Source organism: Candidatus Nitrosacidococcus tergens, from assembly GCF_902810445.1.
GTDB classification, from domain to species: domain Bacteria; phylum Pseudomonadota; class Gammaproteobacteria; order Nitrosococcales; family Nitrosococcaceae; genus Nitrosacidococcus; species Nitrosacidococcus tergens.
The window spans coordinates 61743-82369 of sequence record NZ_LR778175.1; the positions used below are offsets into that span (position 1 = coordinate 61743).

A 20627-nucleotide genomic window follows, 5' to 3' on the forward strand; every position below is an offset into this window, starting at 1 on the left:
AAAATTATCTCCAAAATGGTTCAGCAAAATATTTTCTTTATTGGTCCAATGGGTGTAGGAAAAACAACTATTGGGAGATCTTTAGCAAAAATTTTAGGGAAAGCTTTTTATGATAGCGATCACGAGATTGAGCAAAATACACAAGCGAGTATTCCTACTATTTTTGATATAGAAGGGGAAAAGGGATTTAGATTACGAGAATATAAAACAATTACTGAGCTAGTAAAACTAAACAATATTGTACTAGCCACTGGAGGAGGGGCAATTCTCAATAAAAAAAGCAGAATGCTGCTAGCAACACAGGGCTTAGTAGTTTATTTATATGCACCAGTGGAATTTTTGTATCACCGTATTGCTTATGATAAAAATCGCCCGTTACTTCAAAAAGATAATCCATTAGATTATTTAACTCAATTATTTCACAAGCGAGATTCACTCTATCGAGAGATTGCAGATATAACTATTTGCACTGAAAAGAAAGCAATAAAAACAATTACTTATGAAATTCTCCATCGATTAAAACCCATTGAATAATCCTTAATGATAACGCTCTCAATTGATATTCAAGATCGTAGTTACCCAATCTATATTGGAAGTAATTTACTTTACCAAAAATCCTTATTAGATCGTCATATTGGTGGATCTGAAATTGTGATTGTCACAAATGAAACAATTGCACCTTTGTATTTATCTAGAGTAGTCAATCATTTAAGAGATTATCGGTGTACTGAAATTATTTTACCCGATGGAGAACAATATAAAACCTTAGAAGGAATTACGCCAATCTTTGATAAGCTCCTCAAAAATAAATTCTCTAGATCAACTACGCTCATTGCCTTAGGTGGTGGAGTTATAGGTGATATGGCAGGATTTGCAGCTGCTTGCTATCAACGGGGTATTCCCTTTATTCAAATTCCTACAACACTGCTTGCACAAGTGGATTCTTCAGTCGGAGGAAAAACAGGGGTCAATCATCCTTTAGGCAAAAATATGATTGGAGCTTTTTATCAGCCCCTATGTGTTTTAGCCGATATTAATACTCTAAATACCTTGGATGAAAGACAATTTAAAGCAGGTATTGCAGAAATCATTAAATATGGATTAATTCAGGATTTTAATTTTTTTCTATGGCTAGAAAATCATATAGATCAGCTATTAGCACGAAATCAAGATATTCTTATACAGGCTATTGAGCGTTCTTGCCAAAATAAGGCAGCAGTAGTTGCAGCAGATGAAAAAGAATCAGGAAGCAGGGCTACTTTAAATCTAGGTCATACTTTTGGTCATGCTATAGAAACAGGGATAGGATATGGTACTTGGCTCCATGGAGAGGCTGTTAGTGTAGGGATGGTAATGGCAGCAAATTTATCTCACCAATTGAGCTGGTTATCTCATCATGATGTAAATCGAATTACTCACCTACTCACCCAAGTAGGGCTTCCTATTCAACCACCGAAAGAAATGAATACACAACGTTTCTTAGAATTAATGGCAGTAGATAAAAAAGTAGCCAATGGTCAATTACGATTAGTATTGCTTAAACAATTGGGAGCAGCAGTAGTTACGAGTGATTTTCCATATTCTTTATTAGAAGAAACTATTGAAGAATTCTATAGGTATTAAAAATCATGGCTTTGATCTCTGTCTATGTTGGTATTTAGTTTCTAGAGTTTTTTATTTGTACTCTAGCTCCAATTTATGTTTTTCTTTGCTTTTGCTTTTCTAAAAAGTTATAAACTTCAATAATAATTCCAAGTACGATAAAACCAATAATAAATACCCACGTACTGATCTACTTCATAATTCTAAAAAATTGAGGGTTTTTGACATTTATTTGAAGACTATCCTTGTAGTCAACAATCAGCCCTCTTGCACAAACTCGTGTATTTACAAACTGATTGAGATTACCGAAGCGTTCTTGAAATTTAGGGTAATCATCATTCCATACTAAGGTGCTTAGATTCTGCTTTGGGTATGGGTTATCAAGGTTTAGATACATCTGATTAAACGCTTGTTTGACTTGCTTTAATACTCCACACACTATGACGGTTTCTCCGACATGAATATGGTTATTCTACAAATCTGTAAAAGATATCCTCTGCTATTCTACAAATTACCAACTTTCCACCTCTTCTCCTCAAAACTCCTGAGTCGCAATAATTTTAAGTGTTCTGACTGCTTTCTAGCTCGTTGATAAGTAGATTTTTTTGAAGAAGATGTGCTAGCTTGCGGATCTGCATAATTTATAAAGTAGTAATCTAAAGGAGAGATTAACTTATAGAGATACAACAAGCTGGAATGGTGATAGATTTGTATCCACTTAAAATTATCGACTATAGCCTATTATCTCGTATCAGATTAGATTTGATTTGTATTGTCTTACAGATTGCCATTGGTGCTAGAGTTCTGATACGGCAATAATAAGATGGTCTTTTTGAAGTTAAAAATGAAATAAGTGTGACAACAGCACTATATTAACTATCGTGCGAAATATCTAGATTAAAAATTATATTTTTTAGAGATAAAAAACTCTTACTGCTTTTATTTACAGTACTAGCATTCAAAGAAAGATTAAATTAAATTCTTGAAAAGAAAAAGCGTAAGAGAGGAGTAGAATCTGGCTTAGGCGTTTATCTTCCTAAGCCAGATTTCAAAATGATATTAACTAAATTGTAGAAAATGCTATAGCTTTTTGAGAACGAATGATGGATTTAAGACCAATTAAACCTAGTAACATCATGAGTAATGAGGAAGGTTCTGGTACAGTTGGATTGCTAGAATCGCCTGGATCGTTAGGATTGCTATTATCACTAATAAACCCGCTATAAGAAACATAATTTACAGTAGCACTACCAGTAATACTACTCTTGCTATTACCTCCAGCCAAAATGCTACCGTTTACAACCCCACTGCCACTTATATCAAAACTACCATTAGGTAGAAGGAAGGTCCCCGCAACAGTTCCAGATCCGCTATCACTAAAGTTTCCTATTACATTAAATAATACATGATCGGCAGTTAAGCCCCCAGTAAGAATAATAGCAGAAGATCCACTTAGGCTTACATCACCAGCTACATTAATAATAAACTCATCTGTTGCTGAACCACTGAGTGTTAATGTTTTCGAGCCTGATAAATCTATCTTGCCTGAAATATCAAATACAGACACTTGTTCAGTCGCACTAAGTGTAGTATTTTTTTTGATATCGCCAGTTAAAGTTTCATTTGCAGGAATACTCTTGGCAGCGTTAGAAGCATCTTGTATATCACTATACAAGTCATTCCAATAACTACTGTCTAATTTTTGAGTATAACTACTAGCGGTGCTTGTACCTGTATGACTAAAATTATTAGCATATTCTGTATCTCCGTTAATAGTTCTACTACCACTTAGCTTTAAATCATCACTGGTGCCTACATTTCCCGTTATAGTTTTACTACCACTTATTGTTATTCCACCTCCTGTAGTTAGTGCAGCAAAATTTCCTGCATTGCCTAAACTAATAGGAGAAGCAAGCGTAATGCTAGAAGCTCCAAATAGAATTAATATTAATAATCTTTTATTTATAATCATAATTATTCCTTTATATTTCTTATATGTTTAAATAGCAATAATTTAGATTGCAATTTTTATTCCATATAAGTCATATAAATGATTATTAATCATAAATATTTTTTATTTTACTTTAATAGCTTAAATATATGACGCAAATTGTCATTTTGAAATTTTAGGGATTCTTAATTTATAGCTTTAAAAGAAAAGGTCGGCAGTAAGGAGTAACTGTCTAAAAATTCTTTAAGAGCTGGCTTATTTTAATAATAAGCTGTAACTAGCTGTCTAGATTTAATTTTAAAAATTAAGATAAATTGCAAAAAGAAGAGGGAAAGAGTAAAGCAATGCGGAATCTCGCTTAGGATTATTTATGCCTAAGCGAGTATTTATAATTTTTTTAGTTTAGTCCCTTATAGATAGTAGATTGTTTTTCTCATACGGATAATCACGCTAAGACCTATTAATCCTAGTAGGATCATGAATAGGGGAGAAGGCTCTGATATTAATTCTGGAAGTATAGTATTAGCAGTAGGACCAGTATAGGGGATTCCTGATGTACCAGGACTAATTGACATATTAATCATCGACCCACTTGAGATATTATCTGTACCAGCACCACCAGTTAAAACACTACCTATTAAATTTGCACCACCGGATAAATTTAAATTACCACTCGGTAAAAGAAAAGTACCAAATAATTTAGTGCCTCCCAATCCTTCAAGGTCACCATTTTTTATATTAAAAAGAATGTGATTAGCGGTGACACCACCATCAAGGACAATAGAGGATGCAAGACCAAAGGTTGCACCATCATCGACATTAATAATAAATTGATCACTAGCCGAGCCACTAAGAGTCAGAGTATCACCATTTCCTAGGTCTATATTACCAGAGATATTAAATACAGAGGGTTCCGTGCTTCCTGTACCGTTTAATACGGTATTTTCCGTAATATTGCTAAAAGAATTGCTTAAATCAGCGGTCATACTACCAGCAGTACTAGAAGCAGCAGAAATATCTTCGTAAAGACTATTCCAGTAGTTAGAATCTGCGTTTTGATTAGCAGTATAGGGTGATTGAATTGTAGTAGTATTATCTAAAAGATTGCCATAAAATACATCTCCATAAATTGTCGCAGTTGAATCAATGGTAAGAGTATTACTACTACCTATATTTCCAGAAACTCCACTCCCATTAGTTATAGATGTATTTCCACGAGTAGAGAGTAAAGAGTAATCTTGTAACCCTAGTGGGATTGCAAATGAAGTACTAGAAATTACAAATAAAATGATGGTTATCAATATCTTTTTCATAAATTAAGCCTTCTTATAATAATAAAAGTTATAGACTTTATTTTTATATTATGTGACTATTTTTGTCATATAGTAAAGCTATTTTTTACATTAAAATTAAATAATTATTAAATAGTTATAATTATTTATAGCTACATCATGAATATGACATAATTTATTATGTAACTAACAAGTTAGCTGTTTATAATTTTGAAATATGCACCTGTATTAGAAAGCTGATTGTATTGATCGCCATAAAGAATATAACAAGGAATATTCTGTGTATTTAGTAATATAGGAAACATAGGATCAATAATCCCCTGTTTTGCAAGATCAGTAGCCTTTACCTGAGATTGAGCTAATTTTATGCTTTTAACTAAAATAAGTCGGCTGGCTATTAATTGGCAGGCTAGCCATAGAGCTAAACTATCTGAGGTAATTTCCCAAGATTGAGGAATATCTGGATGGTTAATGAGCTCCTTTGAAGGTAACCAAATAAGTGTTTGATCTTCTTCTAATACTTTATTTATTTCTTCTATACGAGTAGCAAGAGAGAGCTCTGGAGCTAAGCTTTGTAATAGATAACCAAATTGGTCCATGGCAAGCAAAGCCATATTATGGGCATAGGAATCAGCAAATTTCCACTGTTTTTGTGCAACACGAACCTGATCAGCAAAAAGACCGCCTCCCGGTACAATCACATACTTTCCTTTACCCTTATTTTTTATTTGCTCGAGCCAGAAAGTAAGGTAGCTATTATTATAGAGACTTCCTCCTAGTTTAATAACCCAGATTTTTTGAAGCATCTCTAGTTAGAGAGATATTGATTAAGTGCTTTAAAAATAGCAGCAGCTTTATCTAAGGTTTCTTGATATTCGGCTTTTCTATTTGAATCGGCTACAATTCCACTACCCACCCAAAACCGTAGAGAATTTTGGTTATATACAAGAGTGCGTATCGCAATGTTAATATCCATGTTTCCCTCAAAGCTGATATAACCTAAACTACCGCAATAAACTCCTCGACGATGAGGTTCTAGTTCCTCAATAATTTCCATAGCACGTATTTTAGGGGCACCTGTTATAGATCCTCCTGGAAAGCAAGCTTGTAATAAATCAAGGGTATTTTTCCCGGAAGCAAGTTGTCCGTGAATAGTGCTGATTAAATGATGTACCGTGGCAAAAGATTGAATAGTGCAAAGTTGCGTCACCTGGATAGATCCTGGGGTACATACTTGACCTAGATCATTACGCAATAGATCTACAATCATAATATTTTCTGCTCGATCTTTACCACTATTTCGAAGATCAGTTATCAATTGATCATCAATAATTGGATTCATATCTCTAGGTCGTGTTCCTTTAATTGGAGCAGTTTCAACTCTACTTCCAGATACTTTTAAAAATCTTTCTGGAGAGGTGCTTAAAATGCTACCTTCAGGAATAGAAAAAAAACTGCTAAAAGGAGCAGGATTAATTTCTCGTAAATAGGAGTATAGCGCCCAAGAATTGCCATAAGCTTTTGTTTCAAAACGCTGAGCTAAATTAACTTGATAGCAATCTCCTGCGTAGATATAGCCTTGAATACGATCGAAAGCCTGATCATAGTTTTCTTTGCTTAAATTTGATTGAGGGTAATTCTCAATATGAAAAGAATATTTATTAGGTTTTATTGCTTTACTTAAACGTGTTCTTAAAGAATTCCAATGAGTTTGAGTCCGAGGATCATAACCTTGTGCTACTAAAAAAGTTACTTGGCAATGATGGTCTACAATTACTACCCAATCGTAAACACCAATCGCCATTTCTGGCATTTGTTCTATATTTGTAATAATGCTAGGAAGATTTTCAAATCGACGCACTAAATCATAACTGAAATATCCTATAGCTCCCCCCACTAACGGAGATTCAGAAAGAAAATTAGGGAGTTGTTTACCGGTGAAACGATTTAGTTCTCTCTGCAATAAGGTAAGGGGATTCTGGGCACTGAAAATTTTGCTATTGCGATAGTTAATTTCAGTAATTAATCCTCTAGTTTTTAGCGTAATAAAAGGATCAGCCGCAATAATATCAAAACGACCTGATCGATCACTAGGCCAACCACTATCCAAAAAAATAGGCCATGGCTCTAAATAAATTATTTCAAATAGGGGTACCGAGCATTCAGAGTAGGGTAATTCAGCCCATTGTACCTGTTGCTGATGCATAGAAAATTAATGTTTTTGTAATTGTTCCCAACCTAATTGGGCAATAGCTGCCGCAGGACCATGGCTAGAATCTATAGTATCTACACCTAACTTTAATACTTTAGAAAAATCAAAATAAGGTCGATTTATTCTTTTAGCACACTCAATTGCTAAAAACCGCCCAATACCTACACCAATAATAGGAGCTTCAGCAACTAAAGATGTTTTAGAGAGAATTTGAAAAATTGCTACGGTCAACTGTTGGCACTGTTTCTCATAAAAATAAGCAGCCAGCTGATACCAAAAATCAAGAGGCCTATTTTTATAGTCTATGCCTATCATTCGGGCAAGTCTTCTAGCACAATCTTGAGGAGATTTTCCTCGATGATCTGCACTTGGGTAGAGATCTACATCTTGAGGCAACAATCCCAGCATGTGGTATACATCAGCAGTAGTCGAAAAATGCTCAGCAGTAAGTCGTACCCAATTTCCATAGAAAGGGGCTTTTTCACAAATAGCCATTAGAGGAGTACGTACTACCCCAGAGTAAACTAGCTCCCCACTGATTAATCGGGTGTGATCATCTATACCTTGAAGGCAGGGAGTTTTATTTTTAAAAGGAACTAGATCGCTGGTTGTACTACCTATATCTAATAATAATCCTTCATGCCAAAAATTTGCTGCTAGCTGACTAGTAGCTAAATAGTTTGCAGATGCAATAGAGGTTGTAAATTTATAGGACTGCTCCAGTTGAATAAACCCATGGGTTCCAGCAAATATATATATGGGTATGTCAGTAAAAAACTGACGGGCATAGTTTAAAATTGCGACCACGCCTTCGCAGCGATCCTTAAAAATATCTACTAACTCCCCAGTCATAGTAATGACAGCAATATGCCCAATGCTTCCTAGCTTATATTTTATCTGCTCAAAAGCAGTGGTTAATTGATCTAATCCTTGCCATAAAGGGCAAACTACTTGAGTACATGCTATGACTTTCCCTTGAGAGTCTGTAAGAGCCGCTTTTAAGTGAGCTCCTCCAATATCCCAGCCGCTAACTGTAACCATCATAAATTATTTTACTATCCTTTTTTTTCAGAGAGATCAGGAGCTGAAAACCAAGGTTAGAGGGTAATACTACTTTATCCAATCCTTCATATAATAAAGTGATCAGCCATTGCATAGGAGAAATACCATAAATAATTCGCAATCCTACATAACTTGTGGTGGGACGAGGATTAATTTCTAAAATAATGGGTGATTGGTTTTGAACGATGATTAAATCTACCCCAATAAATCCCCACAATCCAGGTAGGGTATTGGCAATAGTATTTGCAATCTCTTGTAGGTGATGATAAATAGGATTTTCTGCCATAATAGCATTGACTAAGATAGCATTAAGATAAATTCTATTTTTTTTAATTTTCATTTGTTGCTGATTAACACTAAGTAATCTTGCTTTTTTTCCATCATAAAGCAAGCTAAGACTAATTGCTTGTCCTTGAATATAGGGTTGAACAATATAGTTTTTTGTATCAAGGGTATTTTTTTGCTTCCACAAATGTAGATTCAAAGGTGTTTTAAAATAAAAAGTGTAGAGGCATCCAGCACCATCATCTGGCTTACAAATCAAAGATTCTTCTTTACTAACTCTGTCTAATTGCCAATCTGATAGTCTTATGGTATACGGCGTATTTAATCCAGCTGTTCTTAAGTATTTCTCTGTTTCTATTTTACTAGAGGCAATTTGTGTTGCTTGAGGATGGCAGCCAAGCAAGATCTTTCCTGATTTAATAATTTGCTCTTGAATTTTAGTTAAAGTATTTCCAGATTCAGGGGCGATAGGTAATACCCCATCTACTTTATCTAAACAGTACTGCCAAGTTTGATGAAACTGGGAAAGAGTATAAATTGTATGATAATAATGGATGTAAGAAGGGATAGGTAAGCGAAAATCTCGTAAAATAGTAATTTTTATTTCCCTAACCTCTAACAAATCTTTAAGTATTGCCTGGAGCATTAAATCCCCTTCCTTCATTAAGGAAGCAGGTAGAGGACTTTCACATAAGACTCCACTGGTTATATGCTCATATACTAAAATTTCCATTATTTTTATTATTGATAAATGAAATTAATTCCAGTACTTGATTTAATGGGAGGTAAAGTTGTTTATGCTACTGGTAAAGAGCGAAAGAATTATTTACCTTTAATTTCCCCCTTTACGAAACACTCTGATCCTATAGAAACAGTAACTAACCTACTAGATTGGTATCCTTTTTCCTATCTCTATCTGGCTGATTTAGATTCTTTGATGAGTCAAGGCGATAACTATTCAATTGTTGCTAAGATTGCTTTAAACTTCCCTAAGCTGAAATTATGGTTAGATTCAGGAGTAACAGCCTATATAGAGATTGAGCAATTATTTACTTTAGGCATAACTCAGTCTGTAATAGGTACAGAAAGTATTACGCATTTAACGGTGTGGAAAGAGTTACAAAATACACCTTACGCTAAGAAAATAATTCTTTCCTTAGATTATAAAAATAATCACTTTGTGGATTCAGCTGGCTTAGCCCAGAAATTCCAGCTATGGCCAGAAATTATTATTGGAATGGATTTAGATTCGGTGGGGAGCCAAAAAGGGCTTAATTGGCAATTTTTATCTCAATTAAAAGCAAAGCAGGCTAAAAATGGGAAACTATTTGCTGCAGGGGGAATTTCTTCTTTAGAAGATTTACAGCAATTAAAGACTTGGGATGCTAGTGGTGCTTTGATCGCTAGTATTCTACATTACGGGCATTTGAATCCAAGAGATCTAGTAGAGGTAGAGTCTCCTAAAAGTGCTTAAGTTTTTTTATAATGAGTTCATTGACTAATGTTTGGGCAAGATTGCTTTTAGTGACTCTCTGAAGTGCTTTCCAAGCAGGAATACTATTTACTTCTAATACTTGATAGCCATTTACAGATTGGATAATATCTACTCCTCCGTAATCTACATCTACAGCCCGGGTAGCTCGGCAAGCTAGCTGGCTAATCTCTGGATCTAAATCTATTACGGCAATACATACAGCTCCTTGAGCAGCATTGGTAATCCAAGACTGTCCGCAGCGAATCATTGCAGCAACAACACGATGTTGAATTACAAACACTCGCCAATCTTTCCATAAGTTAGGAGTAATTGGTGGAATATATTCTTGTAAATAATATAAATTACCTTCGGGGACAACCTCATCTAAGTTTTTATGATGAATAAAATGAATTCCTCGACCTTGGCTACCAAATAACGGCTTAATAATCAATTGGTGATTTTCTTGTATTGCTTGAGTAATTGCGATGCACACTTGTTCTTTATCTTCGTATACCCAAGTACGAGGTGTAGAAATACCTTTATGGTGTAAGAGCAAAGAAGTTCTTGCTTTATCTACGGTGCGTTCAATAGCAGAAGGACTATTAAATATAGGTATCCCTAATTTTTCTAGCATATGTAGTATATCTAATCTAAAGCTAATTTGTTCTAAACTACCTGAAGCAATACCTCGTACAATCACAGCATCAGGCAATTGATTATTCAACCCTGGAATATAAAGTCCAAATGGTAAGCTAAGATCTACTTTACATTGAGACAGATTTGAGTAGATTGTCTCTACCTCATAATGAGCTAGAGCAAATGCTAGCTGTTGGCTATGCCAACCATGATTATGATTAAAAACAACAACACAGGGCATAGAATTAGCAGGGGAAAAATAATGCTAATAATTGAGTGCATCGTTGATTTATTTGTTTATAGCAGAAATTAATATTTGATCCCTGAGCATGTATTGAGCAAATAGGATCTTCTTTGTTAATAACAATGCCTCCATTAGGATAATCATGACAAAAACTAGGCCAAATTATATCTGGTGGAATTAATAGATTATAAGGAGCATAGAGAATAAAAAAACCCTTTTCTTCAGTAATAAGCTTCATTTTTATTGGTAGCTGCCCGCCTAGCCAGCTATAAATATGAGCAATAAAAGGATTAAATCTATCTTGGTATAAATCTAAAGAAGCAGGAGGTCTCGGGTTAATTTCCAGTATCCAAATTTTTCCATTTTTATCTTGAATAAAATCTAAACCATTTAACCCTTTTAATTCTGTAGCTAGTACTATTTTTTCTATATATTTTTGTAAAAGAATGCGGTTGGAATAACTCAATTTAGAAAGAGTAAAAACTCCTCCATATCGATAGAGAATGGTCTCCGTAGGTGCGGTTATCAGCAGGTTATACCCAATAATCTGACAGCTCTTACCGTTAGCAAGAAAAGTGACTGATTTCGCTTGACCATTTATTTTTTTCTGAAAATAGTAGCCAGAATTAGGAATTAAAGTGCACTGATTAGCAAGACTAATGTGATTACCGCCTGTACCATATACTGATTTATATAGCCAACCTTCAAGGTTACTAGGTGGATTAAGTTGAGTTTGGGGAGCAGGAATACTAAGCTTTTCTAATAGAGGGAAAAAACAGGTAGGGTTTTTTAGATTTTTAACTTGATTATAGGTATTTCCTAAAAGAATCCATTTTTTGCTTAATTCTTTAAGTAATTCAAGATGATTCTCAATACCTCCACCAAATATTAATCCGATAGGCTGCTTTTCTACTACCAGCATTTCCATTAAGGATGAGTAGCAGTCTTCTATAGTGATAGAAGGAGAGATTATTATCCAATCTACAGCAGATTCTCTTGTCTCTGCATCTCCAAAATAATCGACTGCAAATACTTTTTTATATCCAGCTGTTATTGCGGCTTGAGCAAGTGCACGAGCAGTTGCTGCAATAATGACAATAGGCCAAGAGGGATCCCAAATTTTCTCGGGAAAATAGCTATTTATTTTTAGATTAAAAATGAGATATGAAGAACACTAGCCTAGCCCCTAATTAATCATAGGAGCTAGGGTTAAATCATAAAAAATTATCTATCATGAAGATGGGAAAGGACAGTATCTAAGCTCTCTCTTGCATCCCCAAATAACATTTGAGTATTTTCCCGATAGAATAAAGGATTATCTACCCCTGCATAGCCCGATGCCATACTCCGTTTTAAAACTATTACAGTTTTGGCTTTCCATACTTCGAGCACAGGCATTCCTCCAATAGGACCATAAGGATCCTCTTGTGCTGATGGATTAACAATGTCATTAGCTCCAATAACGACTACTACATCAGTGTTTAGAAAATCCTCATTGATTTCATCCATTTCTAACACAATATCGTAGGGTACCTTGGCTTCAGCAAGTAGTACATTCATATGCCCAGGCATACGACCCGCTACAGGATGAATAGCAAACCGTACATTAATTTTTTTCTCTCGTAACAAACGAGTAATCTCATAGACAATATGTTGAGCGTGAGCTACTGCCATACCATAGCCAGGAACAATAATGACACTTTTAGCAGACTTTAGTAAATCGGCCGTATCTTCTGCAGAAACAGCAACTACTTCGCCACCACTTGCCGTAGTCACCGTGCTAGATTGTCCTGATCCAGTACCAAATCCACCCATAATCACACTAACAAAGTTACGATTCATAGCACGACACATGATATAGCTTAGAATTGCACCACTACTACCTACTAGGGCACCAATTACAATGAGTAAATCATTATCGAGCATAAACCCCGTTGCTGCAGCAGCCCAACCCGAGTAACTATTAAGCATAGAGATAACTACTGGCATATCTGCACCACCAATCGCCATCACCATATGGACTCCAAAGCCAAGGGCAATCAGTGTCATTAAAAATAGATAAAGAAATCCTAAGCTTGTACTATCAGTCCCTGTAAAAGATTTTCCAAGCCAAAACATAAAGATAAAAAGCCCTAAATTTAACCAATGGCGAGCAGGAAGAAGTAGGGGTTTCCCATCTATTTTTCCACTGAGTTTGCCGAACGCAACTACAGATCCAGAAAAAGTCATAGCCCCAATGAGAATACCTAAATAGGTTTCTACATTATGAATTGATTCCTCTATGCCGGTAAATTGAGCTTTGGATCCAAAGAAATTAACATAACCTACTAAAACCGCAGCTAATCCTACCGAGCTATGAAGCACGGCAACTAGCTCTGGCATTTCGGTCATTTTCACATCTCTAGCAATTTTAACGCCATAGTAAGCACCTACGCCCATAGCGGTAGTAAGTGCTAAATAAGCAAAAAAACCATGAATAGCACCACTACAGATAGTTGCTAGAATAGCAATCGCCATTCCTGCCATACCATAGAAATTACCTCGCTGGGAGGTTTCTTGATGGCTTAAACCACCTAAACTGAGAATAAATAAAATAGTTGCACCGATATAAGCTACGGTCACTAAACCTTGAGACATCACCTTTTTAAGCTCCTATTTCTTAAACATCCGTAGCATACGTTGGGTTACGAAAAAACCACCAGTGATATTGACACTGGTAATCAGTACTGCAACAGCAGCAATTAACCCTAAGAAGAACCCAGAGTTTGCAATTTGAATTAAAGCCCCAATGATAATAATGCTACTAATTGCATTGGTAACACTCATTAATGGAGTATGCAAAGAAGCAGTGACATTCCAAATGACTTGATAACCTATAAAGCAAGCAAGAATAAATACCATTAAATGAGGCATAAATGAAGAAGGGGCAGCGACACCCAATCCCCATAAGCCCAAGCCACCTAGCCCCATGAATAAAACAATCTTTTGCTCTTTTTTAGAAAGGGAACACTTACTTTCCTTAACATATTCCTTTATGGGAGGAAGAGCAGAATAGTCAATTGGGTTAGCTGCTGGAGTAGCAGATATTTTTGGTGCTGGTGGCGGCCAAGTAATTTTCCCTTGATTTACTGCAGTGACTCCTCGAAGTACTTCATTTTCCATATCCAAGTGGAGTACCCCATCTTTTTCTGGACAAAGTTCTTCGAGTAAATGACGCAAATTAGTTGCGTATAATTGACTTGACTGAGTAGGAAGTCGGCTAGTTAAGTCTGTATAACCAATAATAGTCACCCCATAACTGGTAACTGCATTATCCGCTTTAGTTAGGGCACAATTTCCCCCTTGTTCTGCTGCTAAATCCACAATCACACTCCCTGTTTTCATAGATTTGACCATTTCTTCAGTAATAAGCACTGGAGCCTTTTTACCGGGAATGAGAGCAGTAGTAATGATAATATCGACTTCAGCAGCTTGCTGAGCAAAAAGAGCTATTTCTGCTTCAATAAATTCTTTACTCATCTCTTTAGCATAGCCACCTGATCCTGAGCCTTCCTCCTTAAAATCTAACTCAAGAAATTCAGCACCCATACTTTCAATTTGTTCTTTGACTTCAGGACGAGTATCAAAAGCTCGAACAATAGCACCTAATCCAGAGGCGGTACCAATAGCAGAAAGACCCGCTACCCCTGCACCAATAACCAGAACTTTAGCTGGAGGAATTTTACCCGCAGCAGTAATTTGCCCCGTAAAAAAGCGACCAAAATGACTTGAGGCTTCTATAATAGCTCGATACCCTGCTACATTAGCCATTGAACTTAGAGTATCTAGTTTTTGTGCCCGAGAAATGCGAGGGACACTATCTATTGCTAAAACAGTAACATTTTTAGCAGCTAATTTTTCTAATAATTCTTTATTTTGAGCAGGCCAAATAAAACTAATTAAAGTACTGCCCTTTTGTAATAGTGCTATTTCATCGATTTCTGGCTTGATATATGTTTCAGGGGGGCGTACTTTTAAGATAATATCCGAGCTTTCCCATAAGGATTTGGCATTTTGGATGATAGTAACGCCTACCCGACTATAGGCTTCATCAGAAAAGTTGGCATTTAGCCCCGCTCCTGACTCAATAGCTACTGAAAATCCTAATTTTTGTAAATGCACAGCTACTTCTGGCGTAGTAGCAACACGCTTTTCATTACTATAAAGTTCTTTTGGTATCCCAATTTGCATCTTTTACTACTCCCACTATAAGCTAGGGATTATCTCACACTTATAAAACTTTGTAAGTTTTAATTATCTTAGAAAAAGCAGTTTAAGTATTTATAATATAAGAAACAATAAATTTTTATGCTTTTTTTAATTAAAGTGAATCCATTATGACAATTTGCACACGGTTTGCCCCTAGCCCTACTGGTTATTTACACATTGGCGGTGCACGTACCGCACTTTTTTCTTGGCTTTATGCTCGTAAGCAGGGCGGGAATTTCATTCTACGCATTGAAGATACGGATCTAGAGCGATCATCTATTGAATCGGTTAATGCCATTTTAGATAGTATGGCTTGGTTAGGTCTCGATTACGATCAAGGACCTTTTTATCAAACAGAGCGGTTTTCTCGTTACCAAGAGATTATTAATCAACTCACTGATTCTGGTCATGCTTATCGCTGCTATTGTAGCAAAGAGGAACTTGAGATACGCCGTACCGAGCAAATAGCACGGAAAGAAAAACCTCGATACGATGGAAAGTGCCGCCACCTTACTACGCCTAAAGAAGGGATTCCTTATGTCATTCGATTTAAAAATTCTTTAGATGGGCAAGTGCAAATACGGGATTTAGTACGAGGCACCGTTATATTCCAAAACGGTGAATTAGATGATTTAATCATCGCTCGTACCGATGGCACCCCAACTTATAACCTTACAGTTGTAGTAGATGATATGGATATGGGGATTACCCATGTAATTCGGGGTGATGATCATCTGAATAATACCCCACGACAAAGTAATATTTTTGCGGCCCTTGGCAAAGAACCCCCAAGTTATGCGCATATCCCTATGATCCTAGGTACTGATAAGCAGCGTCTCTCAAAGCGCCATGGAGCAGTGAGTGTGATGAGTTATCGGGATTTAGGATATTTACCTGAAGCGTTGCTCAATTACCTAGTGCGCTTGGGTTGGTCTCATGGAGATCAGGAAGTATTTACTATTGAGGAGATGATTAAATTATTTAATATTAAAGATATCAATCAATCTGCTTCAGTATTTAATCCAGAAAAACTCCAATGGTTGAACCAGCACTATATAAAAAATAGCGATCCGCATCATATCGCTCAACACTTATATTGGTACTTAGAGCAGCTGAAAATAGATATTTCTCAAGGACCTAATTTGATTGATCTTATTAAAGCCCAACAAGAGAGAGCAAAAACCTTAGTGGAAATGGCACAAAATTGCGTACCTTTCTACTACAATTTTCAAGACTATGAAAGTATAGCTGCTGAAAAGCATCTAACAATAAGTATTTTAGAGCCATTGCAAGCCTTAAAAGCCCATTTTGAGAATGTATCCTCTTGGACAGCGTCTGAAATTCATCAAGCTATTTCTTCAATAGTGGAGAAATATAATTTAAAGCTCGCCAAGCTAGCTCAACCACTCAGAGTGGCAGTGATGGGTCGACCTATTTCTCCCCCTATTGATATTACGCTTGAATTATTAGGTAAGGAAAAAACCCTTAGTCGTGTGGAGCGTGCTATTGAATGGATTCAGAGAAACTAATGAAGGGATTGTTTAATCTTCACCATAGTACTTAACACCAATTTTAATGCGATCTTTTCCTTTTGATTGGCGCCAGCGATTAGTATCCCGTAGAGAGTAAACACAACCACAATACTCTTGCATATAGAATTGCTCTCTTTTGCTAATCTCTAGCATTCGCTGGGAGCCGCCTTTTTTGCGCCAATTATAAGTCCAGTAGATCATATCCGGATAGCGAGCTGCCGCTTGAGTACCACTTTGATTAATTTGATCCATATTTTTCCATCTGGAAATGCCTAAAGAACTGCTAATGGTGTCAAAACCGTGTTCATGGGCATATAAAGCAGTACGTTCAAAACGCATATCAAAACATAGGGTGCAACGAGCACCTCGCTCTGGCTCATTTTCAAAGCCTTTGACTCGGTGGAACCAATTATCTACATCGTAATCTGCGTCAATAAACTCTATATGATGCTTTTGAGCAAAGCGGATATTTTCCTGTTTACGTAATTCATATTCTTGAATAGGGTGAATATTGGGATTATAGAAAAAAATAGTATAGTCAATGCCAGATGCAGTGATTGCTTCCATAACTTCGCCAGAACATGGGGCACAACAGGAATGAAGTAATAATTTCCTATGCCCTTCAGGTAGATTCAGATTTAGGCGTTCAAATTTAGACATAGTAATTCATATAATTTTAGATAGATTACTTCACAACCCGTAGCATAGGTTTACGGCTTTTATCCTTAGTATCTTTATCTGAAGGTGAAGTTGGTGGCGGAAGATCTTCTTGAGGGAAGGTCATACCTTGCCCATTTTCTTTAGCATAAATAGCTAGAGTTGCCTGTACTGGAAAGATAACTTCATGCACAATCCCAGAAAAACGCCCAGAAAAGCTAATCCAATCATTTTTTAATGATAGGTCTTTTACTGAGTAAGGATGAATGTTAAGAATAATCTTTCCATCAGAAATATATTGCTCAGGTACTTTTACATCTGGAAAAGTAGCATTTACTACTAAATAAGGGGTTAATTGATTATCCGTAATCCATTCATAAAAAGCACGAATTAAATAAGGACGGCTTGAACTAACAAAAGGAGGATTAGAAGCGTTACCCATAGTTTGCCAAGTTAGATAGCGAATCCAGCTCTCATATCTCGCTCAAAATCACTTAAGCTTTTTTGAAAAGATTGTCTAGAAAAAATACGATGAGCATACTCCCCAACTATCTTTGTTTTAAGAGAGAAATCGATTCCAGATATAGGCAATCCCCAAAGTAGGGGAGCTAAAGTAGCATAATGAATATCCGCATATTCGATAGATACCGGAATATCTTTTTCAGCCGCAATAATCTGAATAGAATGGTATGTTGGGCATAAGGGATCTGAAAAAAAAGTGATTGCCTTTTTTCTATTAGCAATAGGCATCAGGGTTTTTCCTTTAGAACTAAGCTATTAGTTATAATCTATCTATTATGAAATAACTAGACAGCTCTAACTATAGTGAAATAGAGCTGTCTAGATGCAAATTAATGAACGTCTTTCCAGTATTCTTTTTTCAGCAAGTAGGTGACAATACAGAATATAGCGAGAAAGAATAGTACTTTTGGTCCATATTTTTGACGCTCAAGCTGGGCAGGTTCGCCTGCATAAGCTAAGAAATTGACTAAATCATCCAAGGCAACGCTAAACTCATTAGGAGTCATTGAGCCAGGTTCTGATATTTTTAATTCAGGATTGCCTTTTTTATCTCCCTTTTCAATAAGAGTTTGCCAACCTTGCAAAGACCATAGCGGATTTGGCATTGCTGTATCTTTAAATACAAGGTTATTAACCCCGGTAGGACGCTTAGGATCTAAGTAAAAAGTCCTCAAATAAGTATGAAGCCACTCCGCACCTTTATAACGAGTCACCAAGGTTAAATCTGGAGGTGTTACGCCAAACCATTTCTTAGAATCTTCAGGACGCATAGTTATAGTCATGGGATCACCAATTTTATCAGTGGTGAACATTAGATTCTTTTTAACATCTTCTTCATCTAATCCCAGGTCTTTGGCTACTCGGTTATAACGCATATACTGTGCTGAGTGACAAGTCAAGCATCGATGAACAAAGATTTTTGCTCCTCTATAGAGCGAATCCTTATTATTCAGATCGATATTGACTTTATCAAGCGGATAATGGGATTCAGCAGCCGATACCAAAGTAGTTGATGAGATCAAAAATAATAAACAAACAATAGCCTTTTTCATTTGTAGATCACCCTCTCTGGAACGGGTTTAGTCTTATCCAACTTAGTATAAATTGGCATAAAAATAAAAAATGAGAAATATAATACAGCACATATCCGTGCAATCATAGTCTTTTCAGGGCTAACTGGTTTTGTTCCTAAGTAGCCTAGTATGAAAAAGCTGATTACAAAAATAGCTAAAGCAATTTTAGAATATATTCCTTTGTAGCGCATTGATTTTACTGGGCTACGATCTAACCAAGGTAAGAAGAACCATACAACAAGAGATCCACCCATGGCAATCACACCAAAGAGCTTATCGGGTACTGCACGTAATATAGAATAGAAAGGAGTTAAATACCATAGAGGCTTAATTTCAGTAGGAGTTTTTAACGGATTTGCTGGCTCAAAGTTATCATTTTCTAAGAACCATCCACCTAGCTGAGGAGAATAAAAAATAATGGCAGCAAAGATAAATAAAAATATCGCATAACCCCATAAATCTTTCACGGTATAGTAAGGATGAAATGGAATACCATCAAGAGGAATACCATCTTTACCTTTAGTAGCTTTAATTTCTACTCCATCTGGGTTGTTAGAACCTTTTTCATGGAGGGCTATAATATGAGCAACTACCATAGCCAATAAAAGTATAGGCACTAAGAATACATGGAAGGCAAAGAACCGATTTAAAGTAGGATCAGATACTACAAAATCTCCTCGAATCCATTCGACTAAGCCTGTGCCAATGTAAGGAATAGCACCGAAAAGAGAAATAATTACCTGAGCACCCCAATAGGACATTTGACCCCATGGTTGAAGATAACCCATAAAGGCTTCTGCCATTAGCATGACATAAATAATCATCCCAATAATCCAGACAAGCTCTCTTGGGCTTCTATAGGATCCGTAGATTAATCCTCTAAATATATGAAGATAAATTACAATGAAGAATGCAGAGGCACCGGTAGAATGCATATAACGCATTAACCAGCCCCATTGCACATCTCGCATAATATGTTCAACACTACTAAAAGCAAGGGTTGCATCTGGCTTGAAGTGCATGGTTAAAAATAAGCCACTGGCAAGCTGAATGACTAATACCAACAGTGCTAAAGACCCGAAGTAATACCAAATATTAAAATTCTTTGGTGCATAGTACTCCGCCATGTGATCTTTCCATGGCTTGGATATTGGAAGACGATCATCTATCCAATTAAATACTTGAACGACTATATTTTTCATTAAGCCTTATCTCCTTCGTTTTCCCCAATCAATATCCGATTTTCAGCAAGATAGCGATAAGGAGGCACAACTAGATTTAATGGAGCTGGAACACCCTCATATACTCGACCTGCAAGATCAAAACGAGAACCATGGCATGGGCAAAAGAATCCACCTTTCCAGTCAGCGCCTAAATCTTCAGGGGCTATATCTGGGCGATAGCTAGGAGAGCAACCTAAATGGGTACAAATACCCACAAGCACACCAATTTCAGGCTTAAGAGAGCGATAATTATTTTTATCTGAATCGGGCTGTTGCGATACTTGATTGCTATTAGGGTCACGAAGTTTTCCGCTACTTGTTATCTCATCTAATTCTTTTAGCTCTTCTGGCGTACGGCGAAATACCCATACAGGTTGACCACGCCATTCAACAGTCATTAAATGACCTTCTTCAAGCTTGCTAATATCAACTTCTACTGGTGCACCTGCAGCTTGTGCTTGTGCACTTGGCTGCATAGATTGGATAAACGGCACAGCTGCAAACCCTATACCCACTCCACCAACGGCAGTAGCAGCCGCTGTAACAAGGCGACGTCTACCTTGATCGACGTTGTCTGTTATGCTCATACATTTTACTCCCTCATTAATAAGGTA

Annotated in this window: 21 protein-coding genes; 4 read left to right on the plus strand and 17 right to left on the minus strand. The window is 36.4% G+C overall.

The annotated features are described in order from the left end of the window. Window positions 1-15: 15 nt before the first annotated feature. Both NSCAC_RS00340 and aroB read left to right on the plus strand, forming a co-directional pair. Window positions 16-534, plus strand: a complete 519-nt coding sequence (locus NSCAC_RS00340; protein WP_197744479.1) for a shikimate kinase — start codon at window positions 16-18, stop codon at window positions 532-534. 6 nt (window positions 535-540) lie between these two features. Continuing rightward, window positions 541-1623: a 3-dehydroquinate synthase gene (gene aroB / locus NSCAC_RS00345; protein WP_197744480.1), complete on the plus strand. Its 1083-nt coding sequence runs from the start codon at window positions 541-543 to the stop codon at window positions 1621-1623. Between the two features lie 169 nt (window positions 1624-1792). Here the strand turns inward: aroB and NSCAC_RS00350 are convergent, their stop codons facing one another. The 7 genes from NSCAC_RS00350 to NSCAC_RS00380 all read right to left on the minus strand — a co-directional run bounded on the left by NSCAC_RS00350 (window position 1793) and on the right by NSCAC_RS00380 (window position 9137). After that, window positions 1793-2041, minus strand: coding sequence for a hypothetical protein (locus tag NSCAC_RS00350; RefSeq protein WP_197744481.1), 249 nt, complete (start codon window positions 2039-2041; stop codon window positions 1793-1795). Window positions 2042-2665: 624 nt separating this feature from the next. Then, window positions 2666-3574, minus strand: a complete 909-nt coding sequence (locus NSCAC_RS00355; protein WP_197744482.1) for an ice-binding family protein — start codon at window positions 3572-3574, stop codon at window positions 2666-2668. Window positions 3575-3963: 389 nt separating this feature from the next. Further along, window positions 3964-4866 carry a choice-of-anchor A family protein gene (locus NSCAC_RS00360; protein ID WP_197744483.1) on the minus strand — a complete coding sequence of 301 codons (903 nt, stop codon included), beginning with the start codon at window positions 4864-4866 and terminating at the stop codon, window positions 3964-3966. A 173-nt stretch (window positions 4867-5039) separates the two neighbouring features. After that, on the minus strand, window positions 5040-5651 hold the full coding sequence (locus NSCAC_RS00365) for an amino acid kinase family protein (protein WP_232085935.1): 612 nt from the start codon (window positions 5649-5651) through the stop codon (window positions 5040-5042). Window positions 5652-5653: 2 nt separating this feature from the next. Further along, on the minus strand, window positions 5654-7051 hold the full coding sequence (pabB, locus tag NSCAC_RS00370; protein WP_197744484.1) for an aminodeoxychorismate synthase component I: 1398 nt from the start codon (window positions 7049-7051) through the stop codon (window positions 5654-5656). Window positions 7052-7057: 6 nt separating this feature from the next. Further along, a complete protein-coding gene (locus NSCAC_RS00375) occupies window positions 7058-8101 on the minus strand; it encodes a hydantoinase/oxoprolinase family protein (RefSeq protein WP_197744485.1) in 1044 nt (347 codons plus the stop codon). Beyond that, complete coding sequence (locus NSCAC_RS00380) at window positions 8085-9137, minus strand: ATP-grasp domain-containing protein (protein WP_197744486.1); 1053 nt, start codon at window positions 9135-9137, stop codon at window positions 8085-8087. The genes NSCAC_RS00375 and NSCAC_RS00380 overlap by 17 nt, the downstream gene beginning before the upstream one ends. An 18-nt stretch (window positions 9138-9155) precedes the next feature. On the opposite strand from NSCAC_RS00380, the gene NSCAC_RS00385 reads away from it, so the two are divergent. Beyond that, entirely contained in the window at window positions 9156-9878 is a 723-nt protein-coding gene (locus NSCAC_RS00385) for a HisA/HisF-related TIM barrel protein (protein ID WP_197744487.1), read from the plus strand. On the opposite strand, the gene NSCAC_RS00390 is transcribed toward NSCAC_RS00385, so the two are convergent. The 4 genes from NSCAC_RS00390 to NSCAC_RS00405 form a co-directional block, all read right to left on the minus strand. Beyond that, entirely contained in the window at window positions 9865-10755 is an 891-nt protein-coding gene (locus NSCAC_RS00390; protein ID WP_197744488.1) for a RimK family alpha-L-glutamate ligase, read from the minus strand. The genes NSCAC_RS00385 and NSCAC_RS00390 overlap by 14 nt on opposite strands. 4 nt (window positions 10756-10759) lie before the next feature. Continuing rightward, on the minus strand, window positions 10760-11686 hold the full coding sequence (locus NSCAC_RS00395; protein ID WP_197744489.1) for an ATP-grasp domain-containing protein: 927 nt from the start codon (window positions 11684-11686) through the stop codon (window positions 10760-10762). 296 nt (window positions 11687-11982) lie between these two features. After that, window positions 11983-13395 carry a Re/Si-specific NAD(P)(+) transhydrogenase subunit beta gene (gene pntB / locus NSCAC_RS00400; protein ID WP_197745203.1) on the minus strand — a complete coding sequence of 471 codons (1413 nt, stop codon included), beginning with the start codon at window positions 13393-13395 and terminating at the stop codon, window positions 11983-11985. A 15-nt stretch (window positions 13396-13410) separates the two neighbouring features. Then, the gene (locus tag NSCAC_RS00405) at window positions 13411-14988 is read right to left on the minus strand and encodes a Re/Si-specific NAD(P)(+) transhydrogenase subunit alpha (RefSeq protein ID WP_197744490.1); all 1578 of its coding nucleotides are present in this window, start codon (window positions 14986-14988) and stop codon (window positions 13411-13413) included. Between the two features lie 146 nt (window positions 14989-15134). On the opposite strand from NSCAC_RS00405, the gene gltX reads away from it, so the two are divergent. Beyond that, window positions 15135-16535, plus strand: a complete 1401-nt coding sequence (gene gltX, locus NSCAC_RS00410; protein ID WP_197744491.1) for a glutamate--tRNA ligase — start codon at window positions 15135-15137, stop codon at window positions 16533-16535. Between the two features lie 12 nt (window positions 16536-16547). Here the strand turns inward: gltX and NSCAC_RS00415 are convergent, their stop codons facing one another. The 6 genes from NSCAC_RS00415 to petA all read right to left on the minus strand — a co-directional run bounded on the left by NSCAC_RS00415 (window position 16548) and on the right by petA (window position 20600). Beyond that, on the minus strand, window positions 16548-17198 hold the full coding sequence (locus NSCAC_RS00415; protein ID WP_197744492.1) for an epoxyqueuosine reductase QueH: 651 nt from the start codon (window positions 17196-17198) through the stop codon (window positions 16548-16550). Between the two features lie 25 nt (window positions 17199-17223). After that, window positions 17224-17637, minus strand: a complete 414-nt coding sequence (locus NSCAC_RS00420; protein ID WP_197744493.1) for a ClpXP protease specificity-enhancing factor — start codon at window positions 17635-17637, stop codon at window positions 17224-17226. Window positions 17638-17648: 11 nt separating this feature from the next. Beyond that, on the minus strand, window positions 17649-17945 hold the full coding sequence (locus NSCAC_RS00425) for a hypothetical protein (RefSeq protein ID WP_197744494.1): 297 nt from the start codon (window positions 17943-17945) through the stop codon (window positions 17649-17651). 101 nt (window positions 17946-18046) lie between these two features. Continuing rightward, window positions 18047-18769, minus strand: coding sequence for a cytochrome c1 (locus NSCAC_RS00430; RefSeq protein WP_197744495.1), 723 nt, complete (start codon window positions 18767-18769; stop codon window positions 18047-18049). Further along, window positions 18766-19992 (minus strand): cytochrome b, encoded by a 1227-nt coding sequence (locus tag NSCAC_RS00435; protein ID WP_197744496.1) that lies wholly within the window; start codon window positions 19990-19992, stop codon window positions 18766-18768. Before NSCAC_RS00435 ends, NSCAC_RS00430 begins: the two co-directional genes overlap by 4 nt. Then, window positions 19992-20600 carry a ubiquinol-cytochrome c reductase iron-sulfur subunit gene (gene petA, locus NSCAC_RS00440; protein WP_197744497.1) on the minus strand — a complete coding sequence of 203 codons (609 nt, stop codon included), beginning with the start codon at window positions 20598-20600 and terminating at the stop codon, window positions 19992-19994. The genes NSCAC_RS00435 and petA overlap by 1 nt, the downstream gene beginning before the upstream one ends. Between the last annotated feature and the right edge of the window lie 27 nt (window positions 20601-20627).

What these genes read in the sequence shown, in the direction of transcription:
- NSCAC_RS00390 (WP_197744488.1), bottom strand. Translation starts at nt 10,755, where the DNA reads ATGCCCTGTGTTGTTGTTTTTAATCATAATCATGGTTGGCATAGCCAA.
- NSCAC_RS00395 (WP_197744489.1), bottom strand. Translation starts at nt 11,686, where the DNA reads ATGGAAATGCTGGTAGTAGAAAAGCAGCCTATCGGATTAATATTTGGT.
- NSCAC_RS00385 (WP_197744487.1), top strand. Translation starts at nt 9,156, where the DNA reads ATGAAATTAATTCCAGTACTTGATTTAATGGGAGGTAAAGTTGTTTAT.
- NSCAC_RS00355 (WP_197744482.1), bottom strand. Translation starts at nt 3,574, where the DNA reads ATGATTATAAATAAAAGATTATTAATATTAATTCTATTTGGAGCTTCT.
- NSCAC_RS00360 (WP_197744483.1), bottom strand. Translation starts at nt 4,866, where the DNA reads ATGAAAAAGATATTGATAACCATCATTTTATTTGTAATTTCTAGTACT.
- NSCAC_RS00425 (WP_197744494.1), bottom strand. Translation starts at nt 17,945, where the DNA reads ATGCCTATTGCTAATAGAAAAAAGGCAATCACTTTTTTTTCAGATCCC.
- NSCAC_RS00435 (WP_197744496.1), bottom strand. Translation starts at nt 19,992, where the DNA reads ATGAAAAATATAGTCGTTCAAGTATTTAATTGGATAGATGATCGTCTT.
- NSCAC_RS00375 (WP_197744485.1), bottom strand. Translation starts at nt 8,101, where the DNA reads ATGATGGTTACAGTTAGCGGCTGGGATATTGGAGGAGCTCACTTAAAA.
- gltX (WP_197744491.1), top strand. Translation starts at nt 15,135, where the DNA reads ATGACAATTTGCACACGGTTTGCCCCTAGCCCTACTGGTTATTTACAC.
- NSCAC_RS00380 (WP_197744486.1), bottom strand. Translation starts at nt 9,137, where the DNA reads ATGGAAATTTTAGTATATGAGCATATAACCAGTGGAGTCTTATGTGAA.
- pabB (WP_197744484.1), bottom strand. Translation starts at nt 7,051, where the DNA reads ATGCATCAGCAACAGGTACAATGGGCTGAATTACCCTACTCTGAATGC.
- NSCAC_RS00420 (WP_197744493.1), bottom strand. Translation starts at nt 17,637, where the DNA reads ATGGGTAACGCTTCTAATCCTCCTTTTGTTAGTTCAAGCCGTCCTTAT.
- NSCAC_RS00365 (WP_232085935.1), bottom strand. Translation starts at nt 5,651, where the DNA reads ATGCTTCAAAAAATCTGGGTTATTAAACTAGGAGGAAGTCTCTATAAT.
- NSCAC_RS00405 (WP_197744490.1), bottom strand. Translation starts at nt 14,988, where the DNA reads ATGCAAATTGGGATACCAAAAGAACTTTATAGTAATGAAAAGCGTGTT.
- NSCAC_RS00415 (WP_197744492.1), bottom strand. Translation starts at nt 17,198, where the DNA reads ATGTCTAAATTTGAACGCCTAAATCTGAATCTACCTGAAGGGCATAGG.
- NSCAC_RS00340 (WP_197744479.1), top strand. Translation starts at nt 16, where the DNA reads ATGGTTCAGCAAAATATTTTCTTTATTGGTCCAATGGGTGTAGGAAAA.
- aroB (WP_197744480.1), top strand. Translation starts at nt 541, where the DNA reads ATGATAACGCTCTCAATTGATATTCAAGATCGTAGTTACCCAATCTAT.
- NSCAC_RS00430 (WP_197744495.1), bottom strand. Translation starts at nt 18,769, where the DNA reads ATGAAAAAGGCTATTGTTTGTTTATTATTTTTGATCTCATCAACTACT.
- pntB (WP_197745203.1), bottom strand. Translation starts at nt 13,395, where the DNA reads ATGTCTCAAGGTTTAGTGACCGTAGCTTATATCGGTGCAACTATTTTA.
- petA (WP_197744497.1), bottom strand. Translation starts at nt 20,600, where the DNA reads ATGAGCATAACAGACAACGTCGATCAAGGTAGACGTCGCCTTGTTACA.